The sequence below is a fragment of the Myceligenerans pegani genome, from assembly GCF_014892515.1.
Classification (GTDB): Bacteria; Actinomycetota; Actinomycetes; order Actinomycetales; family Cellulomonadaceae; genus Myceligenerans; species Myceligenerans pegani.
In genome coordinates this window covers 1-25,008 of the sequence record NZ_JADBGR010000108.1, presented here as the reverse complement: position 1 = coordinate 25,008, position 25,008 = coordinate 1, and the positions used below count along the sequence as shown (strand labels likewise).

21 protein-coding genes and 1 pseudogene are annotated in these 25,008 nt (G+C 68.7%); 9 read left to right on the top strand and 13 right to left on the bottom strand.

Translation table 11 applies throughout. The features are described 5' to 3' along the window. The 4 genes from IIE03_RS22930 to IIE03_RS22915 all read right to left on the bottom strand — a co-directional run bounded on the left by IIE03_RS22930 (position 1) and on the right by IIE03_RS22915 (position 4,671). Entirely contained in the window at positions 1 to 870 is an 870-nt protein-coding gene (locus IIE03_RS22930) for an ABC transporter permease (RefSeq protein WP_192865106.1), read from the bottom strand. Then, on the bottom strand, positions 867 to 1,808 hold the full coding sequence (locus tag IIE03_RS22925; RefSeq protein WP_225998230.1) for an ABC transporter permease: 942 nt from the start codon (positions 1,806 to 1,808) through the stop codon (positions 867 to 869). The genes IIE03_RS22930 and IIE03_RS22925 overlap by 4 nt, the downstream gene beginning before the upstream one ends. Before the next feature lie 12 nt (positions 1,809 to 1,820). Beyond that, positions 1,821 to 3,479, bottom strand: coding sequence for an ABC transporter substrate-binding protein (locus IIE03_RS22920; protein ID WP_192865104.1), 1,659 nt, complete (start codon positions 3,477 to 3,479; stop codon positions 1,821 to 1,823). Between the two features lie 61 nt (positions 3,480 to 3,540). Next, entirely contained in the window at positions 3,541 to 4,671 is a 1,131-nt protein-coding gene (locus IIE03_RS22915; RefSeq protein ID WP_225998223.1) for a C45 family autoproteolytic acyltransferase/hydolase, read from the bottom strand. A gap of 132 nt (positions 4,672 to 4,803) precedes the next feature. On the opposite strand from IIE03_RS22915, the gene IIE03_RS22910 reads away from it, so the two are divergent. From IIE03_RS22910 to acnA, 3 genes are all read left to right on the top strand, one after another. After that, complete coding sequence (locus tag IIE03_RS22910; RefSeq protein WP_225998222.1) at positions 4,804 to 5,649, top strand: MurR/RpiR family transcriptional regulator; 846 nt, start codon at positions 4,804 to 4,806, stop codon at positions 5,647 to 5,649. 143 nt (positions 5,650 to 5,792) lie between these two features. Continuing rightward, positions 5,793 to 6,431, top strand: a complete 639-nt coding sequence (locus tag IIE03_RS22905; RefSeq protein ID WP_225998229.1) for an SGNH/GDSL hydrolase family protein — start codon at positions 5,793 to 5,795, stop codon at positions 6,429 to 6,431. Continuing rightward, positions 6,428 to 9,109, top strand: a complete 2,682-nt coding sequence (acnA, locus tag IIE03_RS22900; protein WP_192865100.1) for an aconitate hydratase AcnA — start codon at positions 6,428 to 6,430, stop codon at positions 9,107 to 9,109. The genes IIE03_RS22905 and acnA overlap by 4 nt, the downstream gene beginning before the upstream one ends. Positions 9,110 to 9,168: 59 nt before the next feature. Here acnA and IIE03_RS26220 read toward each other — a convergent pair whose 3' ends face one another. The 3 genes from IIE03_RS26220 to IIE03_RS22885 are packed head-to-tail and all read right to left on the bottom strand — an operon-like array spanning position 9,169 to position 12,439. Further along, positions 9,169 to 9,951: a cupin domain-containing protein gene (locus IIE03_RS26220; RefSeq protein ID WP_225998221.1), complete on the bottom strand. Its 783-nt coding sequence runs from the start codon at positions 9,949 to 9,951 to the stop codon at positions 9,169 to 9,171. After that, positions 9,948 to 11,318 (bottom strand): NAD-dependent succinate-semialdehyde dehydrogenase, encoded by a 1,371-nt coding sequence (locus IIE03_RS22890; RefSeq protein ID WP_192865099.1) that lies wholly within the window; start codon positions 11,316 to 11,318, stop codon positions 9,948 to 9,950. Before IIE03_RS22890 ends, IIE03_RS26220 begins: the two co-directional genes overlap by 4 nt. 38 nt (positions 11,319 to 11,356) lie before the next feature. After that, on the bottom strand, positions 11,357 to 12,439 hold the full coding sequence (locus IIE03_RS22885) for an isocitrate/isopropylmalate dehydrogenase family protein (RefSeq protein WP_192865098.1): 1,083 nt from the start codon (positions 12,437 to 12,439) through the stop codon (positions 11,357 to 11,359). A 162-nt stretch (positions 12,440 to 12,601) separates the two neighbouring features. Between IIE03_RS22885 and IIE03_RS22880 the strand changes: the two genes are divergently transcribed. Then, on the top strand, positions 12,602 to 13,384 hold the full coding sequence (locus IIE03_RS22880; RefSeq protein ID WP_318843138.1) for a FadR/GntR family transcriptional regulator: 783 nt from the start codon (positions 12,602 to 12,604) through the stop codon (positions 13,382 to 13,384). Positions 13,385 to 13,386: 2 nt separating this feature from the next. Here IIE03_RS22880 and IIE03_RS22875 read toward each other — a convergent pair whose 3' ends face one another. Together IIE03_RS22875 and IIE03_RS22870 are read right to left on the bottom strand one after the other, a co-directional pair. Beyond that, positions 13,387 to 14,583: a sensor histidine kinase gene (locus IIE03_RS22875; RefSeq protein ID WP_318843137.1), complete on the bottom strand. Its 1,197-nt coding sequence runs from the start codon at positions 14,581 to 14,583 to the stop codon at positions 13,387 to 13,389. Further along, a complete protein-coding gene (locus IIE03_RS22870; protein WP_192865096.1) occupies positions 14,580 to 15,260 on the bottom strand; it encodes a response regulator transcription factor in 681 nt (226 codons plus the stop codon). The genes IIE03_RS22875 and IIE03_RS22870 overlap by 4 nt, the downstream gene beginning before the upstream one ends. A 187-nt stretch (positions 15,261 to 15,447) precedes the next feature. Here IIE03_RS22870 and IIE03_RS22865 point away from each other — a divergent pair, with 187 nt between their 5' ends. The 4 genes from IIE03_RS22865 (at position 15,448) to IIE03_RS22850 (ending at position 18,945) form a co-directional block, all read left to right on the top strand. Continuing rightward, complete coding sequence (locus tag IIE03_RS22865) at positions 15,448 to 16,017, top strand: M15 family metallopeptidase (RefSeq protein ID WP_318843136.1); 570 nt, start codon at positions 15,448 to 15,450, stop codon at positions 16,015 to 16,017. 319 nt (positions 16,018 to 16,336) lie between these two features. After that, complete coding sequence (locus IIE03_RS22860; protein WP_192865095.1) at positions 16,337 to 17,212, top strand: AraC family transcriptional regulator; 876 nt, start codon at positions 16,337 to 16,339, stop codon at positions 17,210 to 17,212. Between the two features lie 196 nt (positions 17,213 to 17,408). Beyond that, positions 17,409 to 18,437, top strand: a complete 1,029-nt coding sequence (locus IIE03_RS22855) for an aldo/keto reductase (protein ID WP_192865094.1) — start codon at positions 17,409 to 17,411, stop codon at positions 18,435 to 18,437. 55 nt (positions 18,438 to 18,492) lie between these two features. Next, positions 18,493 to 18,945: a nitroreductase/quinone reductase family protein gene (locus IIE03_RS22850; protein ID WP_225998220.1), complete on the top strand. Its 453-nt coding sequence runs from the start codon at positions 18,493 to 18,495 to the stop codon at positions 18,943 to 18,945. A gap of 253 nt (positions 18,946 to 19,198) precedes the next feature. Here the strand turns inward: IIE03_RS22850 and IIE03_RS22845 are convergent, their stop codons facing one another. From IIE03_RS22845 to IIE03_RS27090, 3 genes and pseudogenes are all read right to left on the bottom strand, one after another. Further along, the gene (locus IIE03_RS22845) at positions 19,199 to 22,498 is read right to left on the bottom strand and encodes a rhamnogalacturonan lyase family protein (RefSeq protein WP_318843135.1); all 3,300 of its coding nucleotides are present in this window, start codon (positions 22,496 to 22,498) and stop codon (positions 19,199 to 19,201) included. A gap of 50 nt (positions 22,499 to 22,548) precedes the next feature. Beyond that, positions 22,549 to 22,743: an FIMAH domain-containing protein gene (locus IIE03_RS27095; RefSeq protein ID WP_408632864.1), complete on the bottom strand. Its 195-nt coding sequence runs from the start codon at positions 22,741 to 22,743 to the stop codon at positions 22,549 to 22,551. Positions 22,744 to 22,853: 110 nt separating this feature from the next. Further along, positions 22,854 to 22,988: pseudogene (locus IIE03_RS27090) on the bottom strand (rhamnogalacturonan lyase family protein); the annotation flags it as partial. A gap of 632 nt (positions 22,989 to 23,620) precedes the next feature. On the opposite strand from IIE03_RS27090, the gene IIE03_RS22835 reads away from it, so the two are divergent. Next, positions 23,621 to 24,085: a hypothetical protein gene (locus tag IIE03_RS22835; protein ID WP_192865092.1), complete on the top strand. Its 465-nt coding sequence runs from the start codon at positions 23,621 to 23,623 to the stop codon at positions 24,083 to 24,085. Between the two features lie 242 nt (positions 24,086 to 24,327). Here the strand turns inward: IIE03_RS22835 and IIE03_RS22830 are convergent. Further along, positions 24,328 to 25,008: cytochrome c oxidase subunit I (locus IIE03_RS22830; protein ID WP_192865091.1), on the bottom strand; the 681-nt coding region annotated here is incomplete at its 5' end.

Below are 25,008 nucleotides of genomic sequence, written 5' to 3'. Positions count from 1 at the left end.
TCACTTCCTCACCGCGAGCTTGTCGGACAGGTGCAGCCCGACGACGTTCGTCGCCACCACCACCACGGCGATCGTCAGCCCGGGTACCAGAGCGGGACCGAGGTAGCCCTGGATGACGCCGTTTCGGGCTTCGGCGACCATGAGGCCCCAGTCGGCGCTCGGCGGCTGGGCGCCGAATCCGATGAAGTTCAGCGCGGCGAGGCTCATCAGGCCCTCGCCGAACAGCACGACGAGGTAGCCGAGTAGTGTCGAGACCATGTTCGGCAGCAGATACCGGACGCAGATGACCAGCCCGCCCGCGCCCTGGAGCCGGTAGGAGGCGATGTAGGGCCGGGCCAGCTCGTCCAATGCGACTGCCCTGGTGAATCGGGCGATCGCCGGGGCGTAAGCCAGTGCCATCCCGACCACGGCCGTGCCGGTCCCGCTGTCGAAGACGGCGATCACGAGGATGACGAAGAGGAGACCGGGGAACGCGAACATCACGTCGGTGACCCGTCCCAGCACGGCGTCCACCCAGCCGCGCTGCCACGCGGCCGTGATCCCGACGGTCACGCCGACCACGGTGGCCAGGGCGAGCAGGGCGATCGCGCCCAGCATGGTCTGCCGAGCCCCGGCGATCAGTCGGGACAGCATGTCCCGGCCGAGTTGGTCGGTGCCGAGCCAGTGGTCCGGGCTCGGCGGCAACCAGAGCGAGCCGAAGTCCGCCAGGTACGGGTCGTACGGCGTGATCCATGGCGCCAGGACGGCGACCGCCACCACGAGGACGAGGATCGCGGCACACAGCCGGACCGTCCAGGCGTTGTGCCGGCGGCGTCCTGTGCGACCGGTCAGCGGGCGGACGGCGGGGGCGGCGGCAGAGTTCTGGGTCATCGGGTGTCGCCTCCCGTCGTGGTCCGTGCGTCCAGGAGTGGGTAGACCAGGTCGATGATCGTGGTGACGACCATGTACGCCACGACCATGTACAGCACGACTGCCTGCACGACCGGGAAGTCGTGGGTGTTGATCGAGTCCACGAGCAGGCTGCCGATGCCGTTGAGCCCGAAGACCGACTCGACGACGACGGCGCCGGCGAGCATCCCGGCGAGAGTCAGACCGCTCATCGTCAACACCGGGCCGATCGCGTTGCGCAGCACGTGCCGGCGCACGATCGCGGGCGGGGACAGACCGAAGCTGCGGGCGACCTCGACGTGCTCGAGGCTTTGCTGCTCGACCATCGTCTGCCGGGTCACCCGGGTGATGACGGCCAGTGCCCCGAGTGCGAGGGCGATCGCCGGCAACGTGAGGTGGTAGAGCCGGTCCGCGAAGCCGTCGCCGTCACCGGTCACCTCGAACCAGCGAAGCTGTACGGCGAAGACCGACACCAGCACGAGCGCCACGACGAAGTTCGGCACGGAGGTGGCGAACGTGGTGGCGCCGGTGATGATCGTGTCCACCACGGTGCCGCGCCGAAGCGCGGACACGGCACCGAGCAGTACGCCGATGACGACGAACAGCACAGCCGCATAGGCCACGAGGGTCACCGTCACCGCAAGCCGCGATCCCAGGAGATCCGCGACCGGCTGCTGGTAGACGAACGACGTGCCGAGGTCCCCGCGCAGCACATCGTTCGCCCACAGCAGGTACTGCGTGCCGAACGGCTCGTCCAGGTGGTACTCGGCACGCACCGCGGCGACCCGCTCGGGTGTCAGGTTCTCCGGATTCCCGATCAGGAAGCTCACGGGGTCACCCGGCGCGGCGTACAGGCTCGCGAAGATCACCAGCGAGCTGAGTGCCAGTGTCACAACCATGCCCCCGAGCCGCCGCAGCATCCCGACCACGGCTCAGCCCTCCACGGACCCCAGGTCTGCCGCCCAGGGATAGTAGAAGTAGCTGCCGGACGAGGGGACACCGGTCACCTCGGGCGACATCGCCACGGTGCTCGGGCTGGCCACCAGGCTGATCCACGGCTTCGCCTCGGCCCAGCGTGCGGCCATCTCGATCGCGACGTCGGCCCGCTCGGCGTCGTCGAGGGTGGCGCGGCCCTGGCTGACCAGCGCGTCGTAGTCGTCGTCGGCGAGCAGCCACTGCACCGAGGAGTCGGACGCACCGTTCTTGTAGAAGCCGACCGGGTCGAACTTGGAGACGAAGTAGTCGTCGGCGAACATGTCGACGGAGGCTCGCGCCTCGGGGTTGGCGTAGTACTCGCTGTACTCCGCCACCGAGACCTGCTCGATCTCCGTGGGCAGGCCGATCTGCTGGCCCGCGGCGACCACGGCGTTCGCGATCGCGTTGCGGATCGGGGTACCGTCGCTCGCGACCACGACAGGCTGTGTGGGTGCGGCCTCTTCAACGAGTCGTGTCGCCTCGGCGATGTCCTCGTCGCTCGGAGACGCCGGCGCGTCCTCGATCTGGTCGTACGCGTCCTCGAACGCGTCGGTCTCGTACGACCACGCGCCGGAACCGACGGGCTCCTTCCAGGGCTGACCCAGGCCCGAGAACCCGGCGGTGTTGATGCCCTCACGGTCGATCGCCAGCGACAGCGCCCGGCGCAGCCGGACATCCTCGAGCCCGCCACGCTCGGTGACCATCAGGCTCCACACGCGGGTGTCCGGCCCCTGGGAGACGGTCAGTCCCTCTTCGGCAAGCGTCGCTGCCAGCGAGATGTTCTCCAGGTAGCTGCCGGTGGCTTCCCCGGTCGTGAGCGAGTTGACCAGGGCGTCGTCGCTCATCCACCGGAACGTCACCTGGCCGGTCTTCGCAGCGCGCTCGGGGTTCCAGTAGTCGTCGGCCTTCGTGATGACGATCTCCTGCCCGGACCGCCAGGAGTCCAGGCGGAACGGGCCGGAGCAGGCGTCCGTCCCGGACGGTGTGCCGTAGTCATCACCTTGTTCCTCGACGACGGTGCGGTCCAGCACGATCCCGGCGTCACCGGCCAGCGCCTGGACGAACACCGCGTCGGGCTGGGTCAGGCCGATGGTGACCTCGTACGGTCCGGTCTTGGTGATCGTCTCGACGTTGACGTACTCGTCGGACTCGGAAGCGCCGTCGGCCGCGTGACGTCGCAGGCTCCACACGACGTCATCCGCGGTCATCGGGTTGCCGCTGTGGAAGACCACGTCCTGGCGCAACTGGAACACCAGCGTGGTCGGAGTGGCCCATTCATAGGACTCAGCCAGGTGGGGTTGCGGGCTGAGGTCGGGCTGCACCTGCAGCAGTCGTTCGCACACGTTCGACATGATCCGGGCACTGTGGGAGTTCGCGCCGTCGCTGTCGAGGTCGAGGCTGGTGGGCTCCTTCGTCGTGAGCCAGATCGCCTCCTCGAGCTGCCCGGCGGCTTCGGGGGTGGTGGCGCCGAAGGCGACGTCCGCGCGGGGCGACGTTGCCCCGTCCGACGAGGGGGCGGCAGGGCCGCAGGCAGTCACCAGCACGGCGACGACGCCGGCAACGGTGCTCGCGACGCCAGCGGCCGCGGGCCTGCTTCGGGGGGATTGTCCAGGCATTTTAGCTCCTCGGATGAGGGATCCGGCTGGCATGTCCAGCCATTCGATCCGATTGAGAGGTTCAGCTGTAGAGGTTGAACGGGACGAGCTCGAACGGGTTCTCGCACGGAGGCCCGCCCGCAATGAGGTAGTCGCCGGTGGTGAGGTCGACGCAGCTCGACAGCGTCGTGGACCACTGCTCGATCTCCGGCAGCCGGGGGTCCGGGTGGGCGCACAGCGCGTCGGGGTGACCGAGGTGGTCGGACATGGCGGTGTGAACGGCGGCCCGGACGTCGGCGGTGGCGTCCGGGACCGCGGCCCGGGCCAGCCCTTCGCGCGCTCGTGGCACGCGCAGGAGCGAGTCCGGGGACATGGGCCGATGGTCGTCGGCCAGCTGGGGCGGCACGAAGGCCTGGTAGTGATTCCCGTGCACGAGCAGCCCGTCGGTCGGGTATTCCCAGCCGTACGGGCCCGGGGTGGTCTCCAGGTCGATCGAGAAGCCGTCACGGTGGGTCAGCAGGGCGTTGCTGGCGATGTGCGCCCGGGACCGGACCAGGACCTGGAGCGCATCGGAGATGGTGTGCGCGTCCAGGACGGCCCGGCGGATCACGGTCTGCGGGATGCCGACCTTGTCCTCGAAACGGCCGCCCAGCCCGTTGGCGTTCAACGCGAACCCGGCGGAGTTCGCCCCGTGCCGGCCGACCTGCCCGGCCTCGACCTGCATGATCAACGTGGGCTTGGGCGGCTGGACGACACGCAGCACGACGACGGTGTCACGTACGGCATGCCGCCAGTCCCAGTTCTGTCCGGCGTAGACATGACCGTCCCCGGCCGCGGTACCGGTCAGCGCGAAGGAAGTGCACCCGTCGGCCTCGTCCCGGGTCGGCATGCCCGCCCTGCGCCCGGCGAACCAGTTGTCGTAGATGATCTCGCCGCGACAGTTGAGGGCGACGATCTCCGCCAGACTCACCCCCGCGCCGTCAGCGATACCGCGCATCTCCTCGAGCAGGTGCGGGAACGCGTCCTGGATGAGGACCTGCCAGGGCAGGGCATGCTCCAGCGCCTGGTCCCACTGCAGGCCCGCCTGATGCGCGAAGGCGTCACGGTAGTACGCCACGGACCGAGCGACCAGGTCGGCCGTCGCCGTGCCGTACTGCACGCCGCGCTCGTAGGCGGACGCGCTCGACACCTCGACAACACGGGGAATCGGCATTGACATCTCCCTTGCAACCAGTGTGCCACTCGCTACGAGAGCACCGCGTCCTGTAACCTTCGTTACATGACAGAACTGGATAGTACACGAACACCCGCTGCTGTAACAGACGCTACGAAGAATCGCGGGATCGTGGACCTCCGATCCCGGATCCGGGACCACTGGAACGGGATGTCACCGGCGGCACAGTCGGTGTGCCGGGTGCTGGCCGAGATCTCCCCGGAGCGGCTGTTGTACATGTCGGCCGTGGAGCTCGGGGCGGAGACGCGCACCAGCAACGCGACGGTGATCCGCACACTGCAGGGCCTGGGCTACTCGGGCCTGGCAGACCTCAAGAGTTCTGTCGCGGGACCGTTCACGAGTGAGATCGCGCCAGTGGAACGTGCCAGGCGCAGGATCGAGTGGACCGGCGGCGATCCGCAGGACGTCTGGGAGAAGGTCACCGCGGAGGCCGCCGAGCGGATCGAGCTGCTGCGCCGGGCCTTCTCCCTGGACCACTACGAGGCCGCGATCCGGATCCTCCTGGCAGCCCGGGAGGTCACCGCCTTCGGCTTCGGTGCCTCGTTCGTCGTCGCCGAACACCTGGCCCTCAAGCTGCGCCGAATCGGGCGCCGCGCCCGCCCTGTGCACTCCTCGGGCTTCCGCCTCGCCGACGACCTGCTCGGCATCGGGCGGGACGACGCCGTGGTCGTGTTCGCTCCCGGCCGGCTCCCGGTCGACGTCAAGGTTCTGCTCGATCGTGCACGCACTGTCGGGGCAGCGAGCATCCTGGTGAGCGACGAACTGGTGAAGAGGCTGGACGACTCGGTCTCGGTCGCTCTGTACGCCCCCAACACGCCCACCGGACTGACCGGCGAGCCTCTGACCTCCATGGTCCTCGCCGACGCCCTGGCGCAAGGGGTCGCGGCCTCCAACGGCTCCGACGCCTTGGAGACCTCGCACACCCTCACGACCGTCCGTCAGCAACTCGGGTTCTGACCGTGATGACCCGACCGGCGACATCACAACCCGCGACTGCCACGCCTTGGGGAGCCGAACCCGGCGCGGCCGGACCTGTCATCGTCGAAGCTGCCACCGCCGAAGCTGCGGCAGAGCCGCCCCCCACAACCGAGCGCGTGGTGATGCTGTACGGCGACAGCATGCTCGGCCGATTCACCAGGCCCAGGATCGCCGCCCTCGAGGCCTCGGTGGAAGCAGCGCTCGCGGCTGACGGCGCTCCGTATTCGGTCATGGTCCTCAACTGTGCGGCCGGTGGATGGAACAGCGCACACTCCGCGCGACGCGGACCGGTCATGGCCCGGTGCACGCCCGCCGTCGTCGTTCTCTCGGTCGGCATGAACGACTGCGTACCGGGACGGCTCGTGCCCCTGGACGCGTTCGCGCGGAACGTCGCGTCGATCCGCGCCGCGTTCATCGGCGCCGGCCTGGTGGGCTTCCTGCCACCCATGGTCCGCGAAACGGGCCACCCGGCCACGGCACCCGACACCGGCGCGGAAGCCGCCACGAGCGAAGCCGACCTCCCGCCCGGACGACGGAACGTCGTGCTCGACCGCTACCGCGACGTGCTGCGCGACGCGGCCGGCGCCCTCTGGAGTCTCGACACGCCGGGGCTGCTGGCTCGCCGCCCGGACCTCGAGCCGCTGGAGGAAGACGGCATCCACCTCACCGCCCAGGCCTACGACATGCTCATCCCCGAGCTGGCCCGGCTCATCGCCGCCGCACTCACCAGTACCCCTACCGGCAGGGAGGGCGCGTCATGAGCGGTCGCGACAGCTTCGGCACTCTCGCCCGGCTCGATCTCGCCGGCGTCCGACACCAGATCCATCGGCTGACCGCACTGCCCGGCGTGGAACGCCTGCCGCTGTCGACCAAGATCATCCTGGAGAACCTGCTCCGGCACGAGGACGGCGAGAACGTCACGGCCGCGCAGATCGCCTCCCTGCTCGACCGCGACACCGACCGCCCAGAAGTCGATTTCCGTCCGTCCCGGATCTTCCTGCACGACACCAACGGCGTGCCCCTCCTGACCGACCTGGCCGCTCTGCGCGACGCCGTTGCGGACAACGGCGGCGACCCCGCCGTCGTCAAGGTCGTGGTGCCCGCCGAGCTCACGGTCGATCACTCGGTCGCCACGGATCACTCCACCCGACCCGATGCACGCGAGCGCAACATCGACCTCGAGTACGCCCGTAACACCGAGCGTTACCGGTTCTTGCGATGGGGATCCCGGTTCGACGGGCTACGGGTCATCCCGCCGGGTGCGGGGATCATGCATCAGATCAACCTCGAACGGCTGGCACGCGTCGTGGAGCGCCGGGACGGGTGGGCGTTCCCGGACACGTGCCTCGGCACCGATTCCCACACCACCATGATCAACGGTCTCGGCGTCCTCGGCTGGGGCATCGGCGGGATCGAGGCGGAGGCGGCAATGCTGGGCCTGCCGGTGGCGGTGCGTGTCCCGCCGGTGGTCGGGGTCGAGCTCACCGGCGCGCTGGTCGCGGGGGTGACAGCAACCGACCTGGTGCTCACCCTGACCCAACGGCTGCGCGCCCATGGTGTCGTGGGTTCGATCGTGGAGTTCTTCGGGGCCGGGGCCGACGCCCTGACCCTCGAGACGCGCGCCACCATCGCCAACATGGCTCCGGAGTACGGCGCCACCTGCGGGCTCTTCGCCGTCGACGACGTCACGCTGGCGTATCTGCGGCTGACCGGCCGGTCACCCGACCACGTGGCGGCCGTCGAGGCCTACTGCAAGGAGCAGTTGCTCTGGCACGACCCGGGCTTGAGGGTGCACTACGACGAGCGGCTCGTGATCGACCTGTCCCGGGTCGAGGCGTCGGTTGCCGGCCCCGGACGGCCGCAGGACCGAATGAGCCTGGCCGGGGTCGCCGCCGCATTCCGATCCGACCGAGCAGCACGGTCGGCCGAGCAGGCGCCCGACCCGAGGGGTACCGACGCTTCTGCCGTCCGCGCGGGCAGGCCCGGAGGAGGTCGGGCACACGGGGCCGCCCGCGAGCCGGCCGTCCCGGACGGCGCGGTCGCCATCGCGGCTATCACCTCGTGCACCAACACGGCGAACCCGCACGTCATGGTCGCGGCCGGGCTGCTCGCTCGCAACGCGCGCCGGCGTGGCCTGAGCACCCCACCTTGGGTCAAGACCAGTCTGGCGCCGGGCTCGCGGGCCGTCACCAGTTACCTGCACCGTACGGGCCTCGATCAGTATCTGGACGAGCTCGGTTTTCATACCGTCGGCTACGGCTGCATGACATGCATCGGCAATTCCGGTGACCTCCTTCCGGCCGCCGGTCGTGCAGTGCACGACGGCGTCACCGTTGCCGCGGTGCTGTCCGGCAACCGCAACTTCGACCGGCGCATCCACAACGACGTCGGGCTGAACTACCTCGCCTCGCCGCCACTGGTGGTGGCCTATGCCCTGGCGGGGACCGTCGATCGCGACCTGACGCGAGAGCCGCTCGGAACCGGCCGGGACGGACGCCCGGTCCACCTGGCCGAGATATGGCCCGACGACGCCGAGATCCACGCGGCCGTCGACGCCGCGGTGAAGCCGGACCTGTACGACACCTCGCTGGATGATCCGCTCGAAGGCGATTCCCGGTGGGCCGGCGTCGACGTGCCGGGCGGGGTGCGCTTCGCCTGGCAGCCGGACTCGACGTACGTCCGCCGGCCTCCGTTCCTCGAGCAGGTCGACACCGACCCGCCCGGTGCGGGCGACATCCTCGACGCGCGGGTGCTGGCGCACTTCGGTGACTCGGTGACCACCGACCACATCAGCCCGGCGGGACGGATTCCCACGTCGAGCCCGGCGGGACGGTATCTGGCCGGTCTGGGAGTCACCCGGCGGGACCTGAACACCTACGCCTCCAGGCGCGGCAACTTCGAGGTTATGCGCCGCGGTGGTTTCTCCAACCCCGCGCTACGCAACCTCCTGCTGCCGGATCGGCCAGGAGGCCTCGCCCATGACGTCACCGGCAGGGTCGTGTCCGTCTTCGAGGCGGCCGAGTCCTATGCACGTGCCGGTACACCCCTGGTCATCGTGGCTGGGGCGCAGTACGGCAGCGGCTCCTCGCGGGACTGGGCCGCGAAGGTCACGGCGTTGCTCGGCGTACGCGCTGTGCTGGCCAGGTCGTTCGAACGCATTCACCGGACCAACCTGGTGCAGATGGGCGTGCTGCCCCTTGAGCTCCCCGACGACCAGATCGTCCCGGACCTCGGCCACGACACACGCCTGGACGTGCTATGGCCCGCCGGGGACCTCCGCCCAGGCGCGACGGTGACCGTTCGCGTGTGCACGCAGGGTCGCGCCACGCAGATGCGCGCCCTGGTGCGCATCGACACCGAGCGGGAGGCCGAGTACGTACGGCACGGCGGCATCCTGCCGTACGTGTTCCGCACCGTAATGCGTGAGACCGTGTCGTGACACGTAGAGCCATGCTGTGACGCACGGGCCGTGGCGTCATGACCGCCGACGGCCCGTGCTCAGAATCCGGTGTGCACCGCGCGCAGGTGCTCGACCCGGGGCGGCCCGGCGATGTGGTCCCCGACCAGTCCTCGCCACGCCAGGAATGCAGGGGACTCGCGGAATCCGGTCACGTGGTCCTCTACCGTGTCCCAGCCGATGGTCAGCTGGTAGTGCTGGGGACGCTCGAGCGAGCGACTCAGCGTCAGTGTTCGTGCTCCCCCGGCCTGCTGGAACAGTGGCGTGGCAGCAGCCACCGCCTCCTCGAACGCCTGCTCGTGCCCGGGCCGGACCTCGATCTGCGCCACCTCGTGGATCGGGCGCACCGGCGTGCCGGCCCCGCCCGCCTGCTCCTGGTCGATGCGGCTCGGCGCGGTCGGAGGATGATCGTCGGGGCCGGGGAGGATCGTGCGGGTCGTGTCGAGCGAGCCGTAGACCCACAGGATCCGCATCTCGTCGGAATCGGAGGCGTTCTCGAAGTGGTGCGGCACGTTCGCCGGAACGAACGTGGCGTCAGACGCGCGTAGCGTGGTGCGGACGCCGTCGATGTCGACGACCGCCTCCCCCGCCAGAATCACCACCGATTCGGCGACGTTGTGCAGGTGGTGACCGATCGCGGTACCCGGCGCGAACACGGTGGTTCCGGTCAGGTATGTGGTGGCGCCCCGGGCGGCGGTCACCAGCGGGACGGTGACCACCCCGCCGCCCCGGTCCACGGCGGGCAGTTCGTCGGGGCGGAGCACCAGCGAGCCGCGAACGGCTCGCGCGACGGGCAACTTGGCGGGAGGATCAGGCGGCGTCATGCGGTGTGTCCTATCCAGACGGTCTTGATGTTGACGAACTCCCGGATGCCGTAGGAGCCCAGCTCTCGCCCGTAGCCGGAGCGCTTGATACCGCCGAACGGCAGTCGCGGGTCGGAGGCGACCTGGCCGTTGACGAACACGGCGCCCGCGTCGATGCGGCTGACCAGTTCGCGGGCCCGGTCGATGTCGGCGGTCCACAGCGCAGCACCCAGACCGAACTGAGTGGCGTTGGCCAGGGCGACGGCCTCCTCGGCGTCGGCCACCCGGGTCACGGCGGCCACCGGCCCGAAGGTCTCCTCGGTGAAGACGGGCTGGTCCGCAGTGACCGCGTCCAGGATCGTGGGCGGGTAGTAGAACCCGGGCCTGTCGGGCACCTGTCCACCGATCCGGACCACTGCACCTGCGGCGACCGAACGCCGCACCTGATCGTGCAGGGTGGTGCGCAGGTCCGCGCGTGCCAGCGGGCCGATCGTGGTCGCCTCGTCCAGCGGGTCGCCAAGGGTGAGCTTCCGGGCGCCGGCGACGAACAGGCCGACGAATTCGTCCGCGACGTCGGCTTCGACGAGGAACCGCTTCGCGTTCACGCAGCTTTGCCCGTTGGCGGTGAACCGAGCGGCGACGGCCGCACGCGCCGCGGCGCCGATGTCGGCGTCGGCCAGGACGATGAACGGGTCCGAGCCACCCAGTTCCAGCACCTGCTTCTTGAGCGCGCCTCCGGCGTGAGCCGCGACGACCGCCCCGACCTCGCTGGAACCGGTCAGCGCCACCGCCGCGATCCGCTCGTCGGCGATAAGGCCGGCGACGTCACCTGGCTCCACCCGAACCACCGAGAACAACCCCTGCGGACCGCCAGCGCGCCGATAGATCTCTTCCAGCAGCAGCGCACAGCCGGACACGTTGCTCGCGTGCTTGAGGACGGCGCCGTTGCCAGCCGCCAACGCGGGTGCGGCGAACCGGAAGAACTGCCAGAACGGGTAGTTCCACGGCATGATCGCCAGCACCACGCCCAGCGGCTCGAAGGTCACTCCGCTGGTCGCGGCCGCCGACTCGATCGGCTCGAACGCCAAGAACCTTTCGGCGCCGGCCGCGTAGTACTCCAACGCCCACACCGACTTGTCCACCTCGGCGCGTGCCTCACCGACCGGCTTGCCCATCTCCTGGCTGATCGCCCGAGCAAATCTCTCCCGGTCGGCGCGCAGCTCACCTGCCAGGCGGGAAAGCAACCGGCACCGGACCTCGGTCGGCTCGCGCCGCCACTCACGCTGCGCCAGGACCGCCTCGGACAGCCGGACATCGACGTCGTCGGCAGTGTGCAGCGGATAGGTGGCGAGCTGTTCACCCGTGGCTGGGTTGATCGAGACGGGCATGGCAGAGGACTCCCTCGGATCGGATGTGGGCGTGCGGGTCAGGCACCGGCACGGATGGCCTCCAGGACCGACGTGGTGAATCCGCTCGTCGAGGCGGTGCCGCCCAGGTCGGGGGTGACCACGCCGCGGGCCGCCGTTGCTTCGACGGCCCGTTCGATCCGGTCGGCGACGTCGAGAAGTCTGGTGTCGTCATGCCTGCCGCAGAGCCAACGCAGCAGCATCGCGGTGGACAAGATCATGGCCACCGGGTTGGCCAGATCACGTCCGGCGATGTCCGGGGCACTGCCGTGGGCGGCCTGTGCCATCGCGTGGGACTCGCCGGCGTTGAGCGACGGCGCGATGCCAAGAGACCCGGCGACTTCTCCGGCCAGGTCGGACAAGATATCGCCGAACAGGTTCTCGGCCACCAGCACATCGAACTGGTCGCCGCGCCGTACCAGGTGCACGGTGGCGGCGTCCACGTGCAGTTCGTCCACCTCGATGTCCGGGTACTCGGCGGCGACCTCTCGGCACACGTCCCGGAACAGGCCGGACGTCAGACGCAGCACGTTCGCCTTGTGCACGATGGTCACGTGCTTGCGACGGGTCGCGGCGAGCCTGAACGCCTCGTGCGCGATCCGCGTGGTGCCGGCTCGCGTGATGATGCCGTGCGCGATGGCGATGTCCGGCGTCGGCATCATCTCACCGGAGCCTGCGAAGGTGTTCCGATCCGCGTAGAAGCCTTCCGTGTTCTCCCGCACCATCACCAGGTCCGTGTTCCCGACGAGCGCGTGGCCGCCCGGGAAGGCCCGTGCCGGGCGGATGTTGGCGAACAGGTCGAAGTGCTTGCGGATAGCGCCCGACGGATTCAGCCGGGAACGGTGCGGCTCCGGATAGGAAACGCTGTCATGCGGACCCAGCAGCCAGCCGTCGACCCCGGCCAGGGCCGCGGGGGTCTCCTCTGGCAGGGCACTGCCGTGCGTGTCGATAGCGGCGCGCCCGAGGGGCAACTCCGAGCACTCGAACTCCGCTCCCCCGGACGACGCCGCCTCCTCCAAGACCGCCACGGCGGCCGTGACGATCTCCGGGCCGATTCCGTCGCCGTGAAGGACACCGAGTCGATACGCCTTGCCAGCACTCACAGCTGGCCCCCTTCCTCTCTAGCGCCGACGGCTCCGCTGCCCTCGACGCGCTCATCATAACGAAAGTGGTCGACCAGTCAACCACTTTGCTCGATGGTGGGTGCGAGTGGCTCCCGGACCGTCCAGCGGATATGCTCCGGGCGGCCGGAGAAAGGCGGTGTCGTGTCAGGTCAGCAGCGCGCAGAGCAGGACCCGGACGTGACGCCCATCGCCGGGCTCAAGCCCGTACGGCTCGCACGCCCTGAACCTCCGTCGTCGGAGGTCGCCCGCGCGCTGCTGGACTACATCCTCAGCGGCCAGGTGGGGCCAGGCCAGAAACTCCCGTCCGAACGTCAGCTCAGCGACGCGCTGGGCGTGGGCCGCTCCGTCGTGCGCGAAGGCATCAAGTCACTCGGCCTGCTCGGCCTGCTCGAGTTCCGGCACGGAGGCGGCACCTATGTCCGCAGTTCCGAGTCGGATCTGCTACCCAGAGCCATCGAGTGGGGACTGCTGCTCGGTGAGCGGCGGGTCACCGATCTCGTCGAAGCCCGCCAGCACCTGGAGGTGCTCCTGGCCGAACTCGCCGCAGTTCGGCGCACGGACACACAGCTCAGCGCCATCAGGGCCGCCAAGGATCGGATGGACGAAGCCCGGACCACCGAACAGTTCGTCGCGGCCGACGTGGACTTTCACCTCGCTGTCGCCACCGCCTCCAACAACAGTGCCCTGGCGAACATTCACAGCAGCATCGCCTCGCTGCTGCGCGTGTGGATCCACCGCAACATCGAAGCCGCGGGATCGTTCGACCGCTCGCGACGCGAGCACGCCCCGATCCTCGATGCCATCCGTGACCGCGATCCGGTAGCGGCTGCCTCCGCGGCCCGCGCACACATGAGCGCCGCAGGAAAAAGGCTGAGGGCCACGATCGACAAGGCGAACACGGCCCGTTTCTCCGACGGGCACTGATCTCAACGAAGAGGTCTCGTGGAGGTCTGGCCGAATGTCACGGTCACGACGAGTCCGCCGCCGGGGCGGGGGTGGAGAGTCAGGTCCGCGGCGTGGGCGCGGGCGATGGAGCCGACGATGGCGAGGCCCAAGCCGCTGCCGGGCGGACGGCTCCGGCCGCGGGTTCGTGCGGATCCGCGGACGAACGGCTCGGTGAGGGTGGCGACAAGGGCCGGATCGAGCACCGCGCCGGTGTTCTCGACCACAAGGGTGGGGCGGGCTTCGGCGTCGAGCCCGGTGCGGACCTCGATGCGGCCACCGGCCGGGAGGTTGTGCCGTGCCGCGTTGCCGAGCAGGTTGACGACGAGCTGGACGAGAAGGATGTGGTTGCCCTGGACGGGAGCCGGTTCGAGGACGGCGGCCAGCTCCGGTTCCTGCCCGGCGTCCTGCGTTCCCCGGTGCGCGGCATCAGGTGGCGCCTCGGTCGTGGCTGTGGGCAGGGCCTCCCCCGTCGTGCCGATCTCCTGCATGGTGACGGCCTCGCGGACGACGTCGGACAGGTCCGTCGACTCGGTCGGGAGCTCGTCGTGGTCGAGCCGGGCGAGTTGCAGCAGGGACTCCACCAGCTCGATCGAGCGCTCGTTGGTCTCGTACAGCCGGGTCAGGAGCCGGTCGACGTCCCGGCCCTCGCGGTCGGCCAGCGCCACCTCCAACAGGGACCTGGTGACCGTGTGGGGTGTGCGCAGCTCGTGGGAGGCGTTGGCGGTGAACCGGCGCTGCTCGTCGAAGGCGTGCTGCAGGCGCCCGAGCATGACGTCGAACGCGTCGGCGAGCCGGCGCAGTTCGTCGTCGGGTCCCTCGAGTGCGACGCGGTGGGTCAGCGAGCCGTCCGCGGCAAGGGCGGCGGCCCGCCCGATGCTGTCCAGCGGTGCGAGCATCCGGCCGGACAGGGCCCACCCGCCCACCAGCCCGACGACCGCCAGGAACACGAGGGCCGCGCCCGACGCCGGGATCGCCACGTCCAGGAGATCGGAGCGGTTCGGCGCGAAGCCGCCGTCGTACACATAGAGGTTCTCGTCGGGCACGAACCGCAGCACCGCCAGCAGGCCGGCGAAGAGCGCCGCGGCGGCGACCACCAGGAAGCCCGCGTAGCTGAGCGTGAGCTTCAGGCGTACCGACATGCCGGGGCGCCGCCGGGCCGCGGCTGGTGACCCGCTCAAGGCCGCTCATCCTCGGGGCGCTCACCGAACCGGTACCCGACGCCAGGCACGGTGTGGATCAACCAGGGATCGCCCAGGCTCTTGCGCAACGTGGAGATGGTGATGCGCACGGCGTTCGTGAACGGGTCGGCGTTCCCGTCCCAAGCACGTTCGAGCAGCTCCTCCGCACTGACGACCCCGCCGCGAGCATTCATCAGGACCTCAATCACCGCGAACTGCTTGCGGGTCAGGGAGACGTACCGGCCGTCCCGGTAGACCTCGCGACGGAACGGGTCCAGGCGCACCGGACCGAGTTCGAGCACGGGAGGAGACGCCGCCTCGGGACGCCGGGCCAGGGCCCGCAACCGGACCACCAGCTCCCGCATCGCGAACGGCTTGGTGAGGTAGTCGTCGGCCCCCAGTTCGAAGCCCGCCACCTTGTCCGTCAGCTCGCCGGCGGCCGTCAGCATGAGAATCCGCACCCCCGCATGCTCGGCGGCAAGCCGGCGCGCGACCTCGTCGCCGTGCACTCCGGGGATGTCACGGTCGAGCACCACCGCGTCATAGGCCGTGGCCGAGACGAGTTCCAGCGCGGTGGCGCCGTCGTACGTGACGTCGGCGGCGATCGCCTCCAGCCTCAGCCCGTCACGGATCGCCTCCGCGAGATAGGGCTCGTCCTCCACCACCAGCACGCGCATGCCTTCAGACGCTACCCGGAGCCAGTTATCGGCAGCGTATCGAGAACCGGAGACGCTCTCGCAACGTCCGCTCCGATGTCCTCGTGTCATGAACCCACCCGGCACACAAGAACGCCTCCGACCTGCCCGCGCCCATGCCCACGCTCGGTCGACCGGGCCTCGAGACCGTACCGACGGCGGCCGACGCGTGGCCGTCATCCTGCTCATGGCGACCGTCGTGATCCTCGCGGCTGCCGTGGCCTACCCGTTGATCGAGCGTGCCGCAGGCCGTGCCCCCCTCACGGCCGACGACGTCCTGGGCAGCAGCCCGGAACCGAGCGGATCGACCGGTGAGGCCGGCGGAGACATCCCCGCAGGCGCGGCCGGACCCAACGACGACATCCCCGCGATCACCCGCCTCGACCCCGCGCTCCGCGCCGCCGTCCGACACGCCGCGGACGACGCGCACGCTGCCGGCATCGACCTCTGGATCACCAGCGGATGGCGCAGCCCCGCCTACCAGCAAAGCCTCTACGACGAGGCGATCCGGACCAAGGGCCTCGCCGAGGCCCGCCGCACCGTCGCCACCCCCGAGACATCGCAGCACGTCAGCGGCAACGCCGTCGACATCGGCCCCACCGAGGGCGCCTACTGGCTCATCCAGCACGGCACCGATTACGGCCTCTGCCAGGTGTACGCGAACGAGATCTGGCACTTCGAACTCCTCACCACACCCGGAGGGACATGCCCACCCATGCACGACGACGCCGAAAGCTGAGCCCGCATGCCACTGGGCGGCCCAGCGAGGACGCTCCGCCGGTCGCCGCGCCGGCGAAGGCGGGCGGCGGTGTGCGCATGATCGGCGGCGATGCCGCTTGGGTCCACCGCGCCACGGGTGGCGCACCGAACGTCGCGGTCTACAACGGCCCGGTCGTCGCGGCGGCCGCGTCGAGATGCTGCCCTTCCTGCGCGAGCAGGCGGTGTCGATCACCGCGCACGGCTTCGGCAACCCGCGCCGCTACGAGGTGCCGTCGCTCGCCGGCGCTTGAGAGCCCATCCTGCGTTCGTCCGGACGGGGATGTGCTGGAATCGGGTTCATGCCACTGAGCGAACTGCGCGGTCTGCTGGCACGTCACGCTCGGACCGGCCAGACCACGGTCATGGATGGCGTACGACTGTGCCGGTTCGACCGCCCCGCGGCTCCGGCGACATCGATGTCGGGGACGTCACTCGCCATCGTCGCTGAGGGCGGCAAGCGCCTGGCACTCGGCAACCAGATGCACGACTACGGTCCGGGCCAGTACCTGGTGACCTCGGCCGACCTCCCCGTCACCGGTCAAGTGCTCGACTCGGCGGGCCCGACCCTCGGGTTCGGGATGACACTCGAACCCGCTGAGCTGACCGACCTGATCCTGGACGCCGATCTCCCACCGCGACCAGCAGGGACCCGGGTGATCGCAGTGTCCGATGCCCCGGACGAGCTGCTCGATGCCGTCGTGCGACTCCTCCGCTTGCTCGACCGGCCGAAGGACCGCAAGGTCCTCGCTCCGCTGATCAAGCGAGAGATCCTGTGGCGGCTGCTGACCGGCGACAACGGCGGCGCCATCCAGCAGATCGCCAGGTCCGAGAGCACGCACATCCGGCGAGCGATCCGGTGGATCCGCGACAACTACAGCGAGCCGTTGAAGGTCGAGGAACTCGCCGAGCTCGCCGGGCTGAGCGTGTCCGCCTTCCACCGCAACTTCCGTGCGGTGACCTCGATGAGCCCGATCCAGTTCCAGAAGCAGATCCGTCTGCAGGAGGCTCGCCTCCTGCTCGCCGATTCTGAGTACGACGTGACGACGACCGGGCATCAGGTCGGCTACGTCAGTGCGTCCCAGTTCAGCCGGGAGTATCGCCGCCAATTCGGTGCCCCGCCGAGCGTCGATTCCGCGCGGCTCCGCGATCGAGCCGCGACGCCGGCATTGCCCTGAGACGGACGGGGCAGGATCAGGCAAAGCCGCGCCACGATCGCGCTGTCGGCGGGCCGGCGCCGCTGATGTCATGGAGAGCGGGTACCGCCCAGCCGCGCGCCGGTCTTGACTGCTCGTCCCTCCCAGGGCGCAGCTCTGAGTTCCGGGGCGACGGCCGGCAGGGCCCAGCATCATTCCGCTGATTCAAGGAGACACATTGAAGTACCGCGCGCTGGGCCGGACCGGGATCAAGGTCACCCCCTACGCCCTGGGTGCCATGATGTTCGGAGCGATGGGCAACCCCGATCACGACGAGTCGACCCGGATCATCCACCGGGCTCTCGAGGCCGGGATCAACTTCGTCGACACCGCCGACGTCTACTCCGGCGGCGAGTCGGAGGTGATCGTCGGCAAGGCCCTCAAGGGTCGCCGCGACGACATCGTCCTGGCTACCAAGGCCAACTTCCCGATGGGCGAGGACCCGAACCATCGTGGCAACTCTCGCCGCTGGCTCACTCGCGCCGTTGAAGACTCACTGCGCCGGCTGCAGACCGACCACATCGATCTCTACCAGATCCACCGTCCCGACCCGGACACCGACATCGAGGAGACGCTCTCCGCGCTTACCGACCTGATCCAGGCCGGAAAGATCCGTGCGATCGGCACCTCCACCTTCCCCGCCTCCGAGATCGTCGAAGCTCAGTGGGTCGCCGAGCGCCGCGGCCTGGCGCGATTCCGCACCGAGCAGCCGCCGTACTCGATCGTCAACCGCGTCATCGAACGCGAGGTCCTCCCGGTCACACAGCGGTACGGCATGGGAACCCTGGTGTGGAGCCCGCTCGCCCAAGGACTGCTCACCGGACGGATCCGCAAGGGCCAGACGAATCAGACCCACCGGTCCGCCAGCATGCCGGTCCACTTCGAGCACGACGGCAAGCTGGAAGTCGTCGAGCAACTCGTCACGCTCGCCGACCAGGCCGGAATTCGCATGACTCATCTGGCGATGGCCTTCGCGGTCGCCCATCCCGGTGTGACCTCAGCGCTCATCGGTCCCCGGACCATGGACCAGCTCGATGACCTCCTCGCTGGTGCCGAGGTGACACTGGACGACGAGATCCTCGACCGGATCGACGAGATCGCACCGCCGGGGACCGAGGCCGGCCCGAACGAGGTCGCCTACACACCGCCCGCCGTCCTCGATCCCACCCTCCGCCGCCGCCCCACACGAGACCGGTCTGCCGCATGACCGGTGCAGCCCAAACACCCGAGCTGACGTGGGCACACACATCGAATCGACAGGCATGACGACCGATATGGCCGTGGTCCGCGCCCTCGCGCTCGGTCCCAAGTCAACCGCGCAGGACCACACGATCGACATCACCACGATTGGAGCTCGAACGGGCCTGCCCCGACGGATCGAGATCTGGTTCCACCGCGTCGACGGCAAGTGGTACCTCAGCGGGATGCCCATGCCTCGCAGCTGGAACGCGAATCTCCGTGCCAACCCACGGTTCACGGTCCATCTCAAGCACGGCGTTCATGCTGACCTGCCGGCCACTGCCCACCCAGTCGATGACTATCAGACGCGCAAGCACGTGTTGGCCGAGATCCTGAAGACCCAGGACCGACCCGCGACAGGTGGGCGTGCTCCTCGCCAGTACTTGTCCGACTGGCTCGCGCGCAGCCCCCTGGTCGAGATCGTATTCGATGACCAGGAACTCACAGCGGCCACAGCCCGGTACGACCGGCCATGACCGCGGAGCTGTAGTCCAGCACACGCCTTCGCCAAACGTAGCTGCCCTGTCGTCAGGCGGGGCAGCTACGACCACTGTGGTAGCCCCTGCGCGGCCTCCGGTTCCCGGCAGGTACTCTGCCGGCAGCTCGTTCAGGGCGTACGTCGGCGGCGGCGCGCCTCCCTGCGCACTGATCCCGCTGGGTCACTGGACGAATGCGAGGCGGACGCCGATGGGCTTGAGATCCGTCGGCGTCCGCTCGCGTCCGCAACGGCTACCCGATGGTGATGACCACCCGACCTTCGCTCGTGAGGGCGGGCACGCCGTCATCGGTTGCGGTGAGGGTCAGCTCGATCCGCTCACCCGGATTCGCGTCCTCGGGCACGGTGACGAACGCGTTCTGGGCCCTCCCTCGGCCTGCCACGCGGATCGCGGGCTGGGTGCCCACGGTGCTCGCCTCGGTGTCGAACGACCATTCCCGGGTCGTCTCGTCGCCGTCAGGGTCCCTGACGAGGGAGCGGACCAGCACCGTGCTGCCGGGTGCGGCGGTCAGCTCTTCATCGCTGAGTGCGATGACCGGGGCGCGGTTCGCCTTTCGGACGGCGATGTCGGTCCGCATGGGCGGGAGTTCGGCCTCGTCACCCAGGTAGAAGCTGGCAAAGCCGAACTGGTCGTAGCCGGTGTTCTTGTTCGCGACGCCGTTGCGGTACATCGGGTCGTGCATCAGCGTGCGGATGCCATACTCGGTCGGCGACAACGTGGTAACGATGGCCAGCCGGTTGCCGGACGCACGGAGCACGAGTTCCTCGCGCCAGTCTCCGAGCAGGTCGGCTTTGAGTGTCGGCGTGCCCTTGTTGCCGGTCGAGGTCATGCCGGTCGCGAGGTACGAGGAGGTGGCGAAGGTCAGGTCGTCGATGGCGTTGATGTTCGCGCCGCTGGCGGCCATCGCCGTCAGACCACCGCTGAACCAGATGGCGTACTGGCCCTGGGCGATGCCGCGAGGAGTGTCCGTGGCCGTCAGGATCTCGCTGGTGGCCAAACTTCTGACCTCGCGTGTCGCCGCCGCCGACCCGGCCTGTACGCCGGGCCAGCGGTTGGAGAAGTTTCCGGCCACGCTGCCCTCGTCGTCGCTGGCGGCGTAGACGCCGTAGACCAGCGAGTTCTCGTGGACGATCTCGCCGTCCCGGTTCAGGCGCTTGCCCTTCATCGGGTCGTGGGCCTCCGGGCCGGGGAGCCAGCCATGGTGCCTGCCGGTGCGAAGGTCGTCCAGCAGGTGCTCCTCGCTGCCCGACCACATCCGGATGCTGTTGTCCTTGTCGACCGGCAGCAGTGCGCTGCGGTCGCCGTGGCGCAGCGGGGCCCAGACATTCTCCGGGTTGTCCCGCACCTCGTCCGTGGCGAACTGGAACTCGCCGGCGACCGGAACGCTGGTCTCCTGCCCCGCCTGCGTCCGGCCCTCGATCGTGGGCATGGTGTCGCCGTTGATCACCTTGGGCAGGATCTTGGTCTTGTCGGCGTTGAGGCCGAGGACCATCGCCTTGAGCACGACCTCGTCCCAGCCGTCTGCGTCGAGGTCGGCCGAGTCGGTGAAGTGGTTGCCGCGGTTCTGGTAGTCATACGCGGTGCCGCCGAGCGACCAGTACTGCGGGTCCGCCGAGTCGAAACCCGCCTGAAGGTTCACCTCACCATCGACGATATTGAAGGCGGCAAGGGTGGTCCTCGCGTAGTAGCCGCGCTGGGAGACGGCGTAGGTGTTCACGCCGTCCAGGTTGGCCACGACACCCACGTAGCGGTTGGCGCGGTTGCCCTGCGCATCACCCCACGACGCGGCCTTCCACGGGTTCTCGAGCCAGTACGCTTCGGACTCCGCCATGATCTGCGCCTTGTAATCGCTTGCAGAACTGCCCGCCCCGGGCCCGGGGAACGCCAGGTAGGAGTAGTTGCCGCGCTGCGTGGCGGGCGTCATGGCCCAGTTCTCGCCGTCGACGCTGCCCTCGTAGGGGTGCGGGTAGAGTGCGCTGTCCACGAGCACGCCCGCACCCCCGTCGGCGTCCCACTCGAACGCCGAGAAGAACTCCTGGTCGTCCTTCGCGGGACCGATCGGACCCACGTGGTACGTCTTGATCCAGCGCTTCACGGCCGGGTCGTTGACCCCGTCGTTGCCTCCACCGGACGTCGGGCTGCGGTAGGAGATCGTGAAGCTGTTCAGAAGCGACCAGTAGGTGTCGAGGGCTTCCTCGTCGCCGGTGGCGAAGTACTCCTTGAACTTCTCGGTCGTCGTGTTCAGGCCGTCCTCTCCGCCCACAACAGTCTCGAGCGTGTCGGGATAAACGACCGACTGCGTCTCCTCGTCCCAGTTACCGATCCGCGTGCCCAGAGCGGTCTTCAGCATGAGCTCGGCCTTGCCGTCTCCGTCGAAGTCTCCGGCGAACAACGTCGTCTCGTGGTCGTTGGCCGAACGCACGTTGTACCCCATGTCGACACGGAAGAGCAGGGTCCCGTCCTGCTCGTACACGTCGATGTATTCCGGAGCGGTCGTGGAGTTCCGGCCGTTGAAGATCGGCTCGGAGTACATCGGATCGACCTGGGTGCTACGCCATTTGACGACGATCTCGTACTCACCGTCGCCGTCGAAGTCACCCACCGTCATGTCCTGGGTGGAGTACGGGGCGCTCTGCGACGTGTGGATCGCTCCGGTGTCCGTCTTCGCGTACGGCAGCCGGGTACCGCTGTCCAGCCCCTCGACGTACTCGATGAACTTCGCCTCAAGCTCTGCGTACAGCGCGTCGCCGACAAGGCCGCCCGACCCGAGCACGTTCTCGGGCCGCCAGGTCTCCCCGTTGAGTTCGTTGAGCCTGTCGACCCACTCGTTCAGCTCGGCCTGGGTGACGGGGGTCCGGGCGTCGTGCGGCTCCCGGAAGGCCCGCAGCAGGTCCATGTCGACGACGTACCAGTGCTGGCCGCCGGTGCCGGGGATCACCATGTCGGCGGTGTCGAGACCGGTACCCGGACCGAACCGGTGCCCGCGGTAGGTGAAGTGCGCGAGCGGCACGGGGTCCGGCGCAGGCTTGAGCGGGATGTAGTGCGCGGCGCCCCTGCCGGCCTGCCCGTCCCGGCCTTCCAAGGTCGAGAGCATGGGCACGCTCATGCCCTGCCGATCGCCCTCGACATCATCGATCACCGGCGCCACCTCGTAGACCGACGCGACCGTGCCTTCCGGATCGGTGTAGCTCGACGGAGTGACGTCATCCTTCACCACCCCCGGGTTTGTGTCGTAGTCACTCTCTGGCTGGACATCGCGGGGCGCGACGGTAGCGATCTTCGCGAAATCAGCGTCGCCATCCTTGCGGTAGACGTTCCACGAGATCCCGTCGGGCTCATCGCCCAGGAAGCGCCAGCTCAGGAAGATCCCGTCCAGACCCTGGGCGGCGACCAGACCACGCGTGAGGTACTCCATCGGTCGCAGGTCGGACGGGGGCTTGGCGGACGCCGGCGGCGAGCCGAGCGCGAGCATGGACAGAATCACGGCCAACGCCAAAGGCAGGTTCGAGAGCTTGCGCGGTCTCGTACTCACGTGTGTTCTCCTTGATCGGGTCTCAGGTCCGGGTGTTGCTCTGAAGAGCGTCATGACAGGGACAGGCTCACGGTCGTGGCACGGTCGATCAGCACCTCCCTGGCTGTGTCGGACACGGTGTCGGGGTACCTGGGCCGCTTCAGGTGCTCGACGAACCGGTGGAACGCCTTGACGGCCTGGGCAAGTTGGTCGCGATCGAGGTGCCCTTGGGCTTGGTCGAGCGCGTGAGTGAGCTTCGGGACGATCGGCCGGTGACCTCACCGGTCGTCACGTAGGCATCGAGCGCGTCCGGCAGCGACGCGAGGGGTCCAGGGTCCTGGACGGCGATGTCGGTTCTCATGGAGGGCAGCTCAGCCTCGTCGCCGAGACAGAAGCTCGGGGAGCCGGGCGAGTTGTAGCCACCGTTCTGGTTTGCCACACCCTGGCGGTACATCGGATCGTGCATCAGGGTGCGGATTTCGTACTCCGCCGGTGTCAGCGTGGCGACAATGCCGAGGCTCTGGTCGGGCCCGGCGCCCTCGCCGTTGGCGATTTCGGTGCGGAGCCATTCGCTACTTGGCAGGATGTGCTGGCCGAACGACCGGATGGCGAAGCTGTAGTGTCGGTCCCCATCTGGGTCAGGCGGCCGCCGAATCAGACGGTGCAGGACCTCGACAGACCTTTGTGCAGGGTATTGAAGTCGGTGCCGTCGGCGTTAGTGGGCAGATCGTCTCCATGTGGCGCCTACCTCGCCTCGGGACCGAGCCGCCGGTGAGCGCTCGAGGGCCTGCCAGTTCTGGAAACCCCATCGTTTCCCCTTCCCTTTTCCCTTTCGTTCATCCGTACCCGGCGGGCGCCGCCTGAGCGCCACGCCCGCTCGCCACACCGCTTCCCGACTTCGGGAGACAAGGCACTCCGAACCCAGGAACCCGGGAACGCAGAGATGCGTGGCATAGCAACTGTCGTGTTGTTCGTACACCTTCGCGCGACCTGCTCGTCGCACGACGGGTACATCCGTCGTGCGCTTCCGCGGCTCGGCACCGGTGAGGCCGAACCCAGCCACCAGCGCCCGACGCCTGGACCAGGACGCCCAGCGAAGCCCTCACACTGCGCAAGGACACGCCAGGTACAGGGAACATTCGATTGAATCGACTCGATCGCCGGCGATTGAGTCGTTTCAATCCGGTGTGTTTCCTGCACTTTAGACCAACGTCGGAGGCCCGTCAATGGACCGGGGCAACGAACCTGCTGGGAGCACCTGGACAACTCTCGCTGTGGTGGTCCCTCCCGCGCGACAGACTCGGCCACATCCTGGATGAGAACATCCTCGTGCAGAACCTCACCGACGGACTCCGGCTGGCCGGCGGTCTCAAGATCCTGACCGGCGAAAACTTCGCGATCGCGGCCGGCCTCAACGAGTCGAGGTTGCTGAGCCGCGGGACCTACACCGGCGTCGACCGTTCGAGCATGTCCGTCAAGATGAACCCGAAGCCCGTGCAGGTCGTGCTCGACGAGGCCGTCACATCCGCCGCATTCGACCACGGCGCACCCGAGGTCGCCCGACCCGTCACGTCGATGCTGCTCAGCGACTTCGACAAGCAACGATGACGCCGGCCTCCTCGTCGAAACCCCGTCCCCAACTCCATGGCTGCCGGTCCATACCGGTCGAGCAGCGCGTCGACGGCCGCGATGGTCGCCTCCGGCGTCGAGGGCACGGGTGTCACCACGCTCGCGAGTTCCGACTGCAACTCACCGCTACCGAGATCGACCAGACCGGCCTTGATCGCCGAACCGCCGACGTCGATGCCCAATGCCCTTTCCGCCACGGTGCCCTCTCTTTTCTGGTTCGTTCACTGTGTGCCGCGCTTGTGTTCCGGGTGCTCCATGGCGGCGATCTCCGGGTGGTGCAGGTCGAACGCCGGCGACTCACTCCGGATCCGCGGCAGCGCCGTGAAGTTGTGCCGTGGAGGCGGACATGATGTCGCCCACTCCAGCGAGCGGCTAGTGCCCCACGGATCGTCAACCGTGACCCGGGGCGCTTGGCGCCAGGTCACGTACACGTTCCAGAAGAACGGCAGCATCGACACGGCGAGGATGAAGGCTCCGGTGGTGGAGACCTGGTTGGCGATCGTGAAGCCCTCCTCCGGCATGTAGTCCGCGTAGCGGCGCGGCATGCCCCACACGCCCAGCCAGTGCTGGATGAGGAAGGTCATGTGGAAGCCGACGAACAGCAGCCAGAAGTGCAGCTTTCCGAGACGCTCCGAGAGCATCTTCCCCGTCATCTTGGGCCACCAGAAGTAGAAGCCCGCGAACATCGCGAACACCACGGTGCCGAACACCACGTAGTGGAAGTGGGCCACGACGAAGTAGGAGTCGGACAGCGAGAAGTCCAGGGCCGGGCTCGACAGGATGATGCCGGTCAGGCCGCCGAACAGGAACGTCACGAGGAACCCGATGCTCCACAGCATCGGTGTCTCGAACGTGAGTTTTCCTCGCCACATCGTGCCGATCCAGTTGAAGAACTTCACGCC

Bases quoted from the DNA above. Each gene is read 5' to 3' on its own strand.
- IIE03_RS22930 (WP_192865106.1), bottom strand. From the start codon at position 870: ATGACCCAGAACTCTGCCGCCGCCCCCGCCGTCCGCCCGCTGACCGGT.
- IIE03_RS22925 (WP_225998230.1), bottom strand. From the start codon at position 1,808: ATGCTGCGGCGGCTCGGGGGCATGGTTGTGACACTGGCACTCAGCTCG.
- IIE03_RS22920 (WP_192865104.1), bottom strand. From the start codon at position 3,479: ATGCCTGGACAATCCCCCCGAAGCAGGCCCGCGGCCGCTGGCGTCGCG.
- IIE03_RS22915 (WP_225998223.1), bottom strand. From the start codon at position 4,671: ATGCCGATTCCCCGTGTTGTCGAGGTGTCGAGCGCGTCCGCCTACGAG.
- IIE03_RS22905 (WP_225998229.1), top strand. From the start codon at position 5,793: ATGCTGTACGGCGACAGCATGCTCGGCCGATTCACCAGGCCCAGGATC.
- acnA (WP_192865100.1), top strand. From the start codon at position 6,428: ATGAGCGGTCGCGACAGCTTCGGCACTCTCGCCCGGCTCGATCTCGCC.
- IIE03_RS26220 (WP_225998221.1), bottom strand. From the start codon at position 9,951: ATGACGCCGCCTGATCCTCCCGCCAAGTTGCCCGTCGCGCGAGCCGTT.
- IIE03_RS22890 (WP_192865099.1), bottom strand. From the start codon at position 11,318: ATGCCCGTCTCGATCAACCCAGCCACGGGTGAACAGCTCGCCACCTAT.
- IIE03_RS22870 (WP_192865096.1), bottom strand. From the start codon at position 15,260: ATGCGCGTGCTGGTGGTGGAGGACGAGCCCTATCTCGCGGAGGCGATC.
- IIE03_RS22860 (WP_192865095.1), top strand. From the start codon at position 16,337: ATGCCACTGAGCGAACTGCGCGGTCTGCTGGCACGTCACGCTCGGACC.
- IIE03_RS22850 (WP_225998220.1), top strand. From the start codon at position 18,493: ATGACGACCGATATGGCCGTGGTCCGCGCCCTCGCGCTCGGTCCCAAG.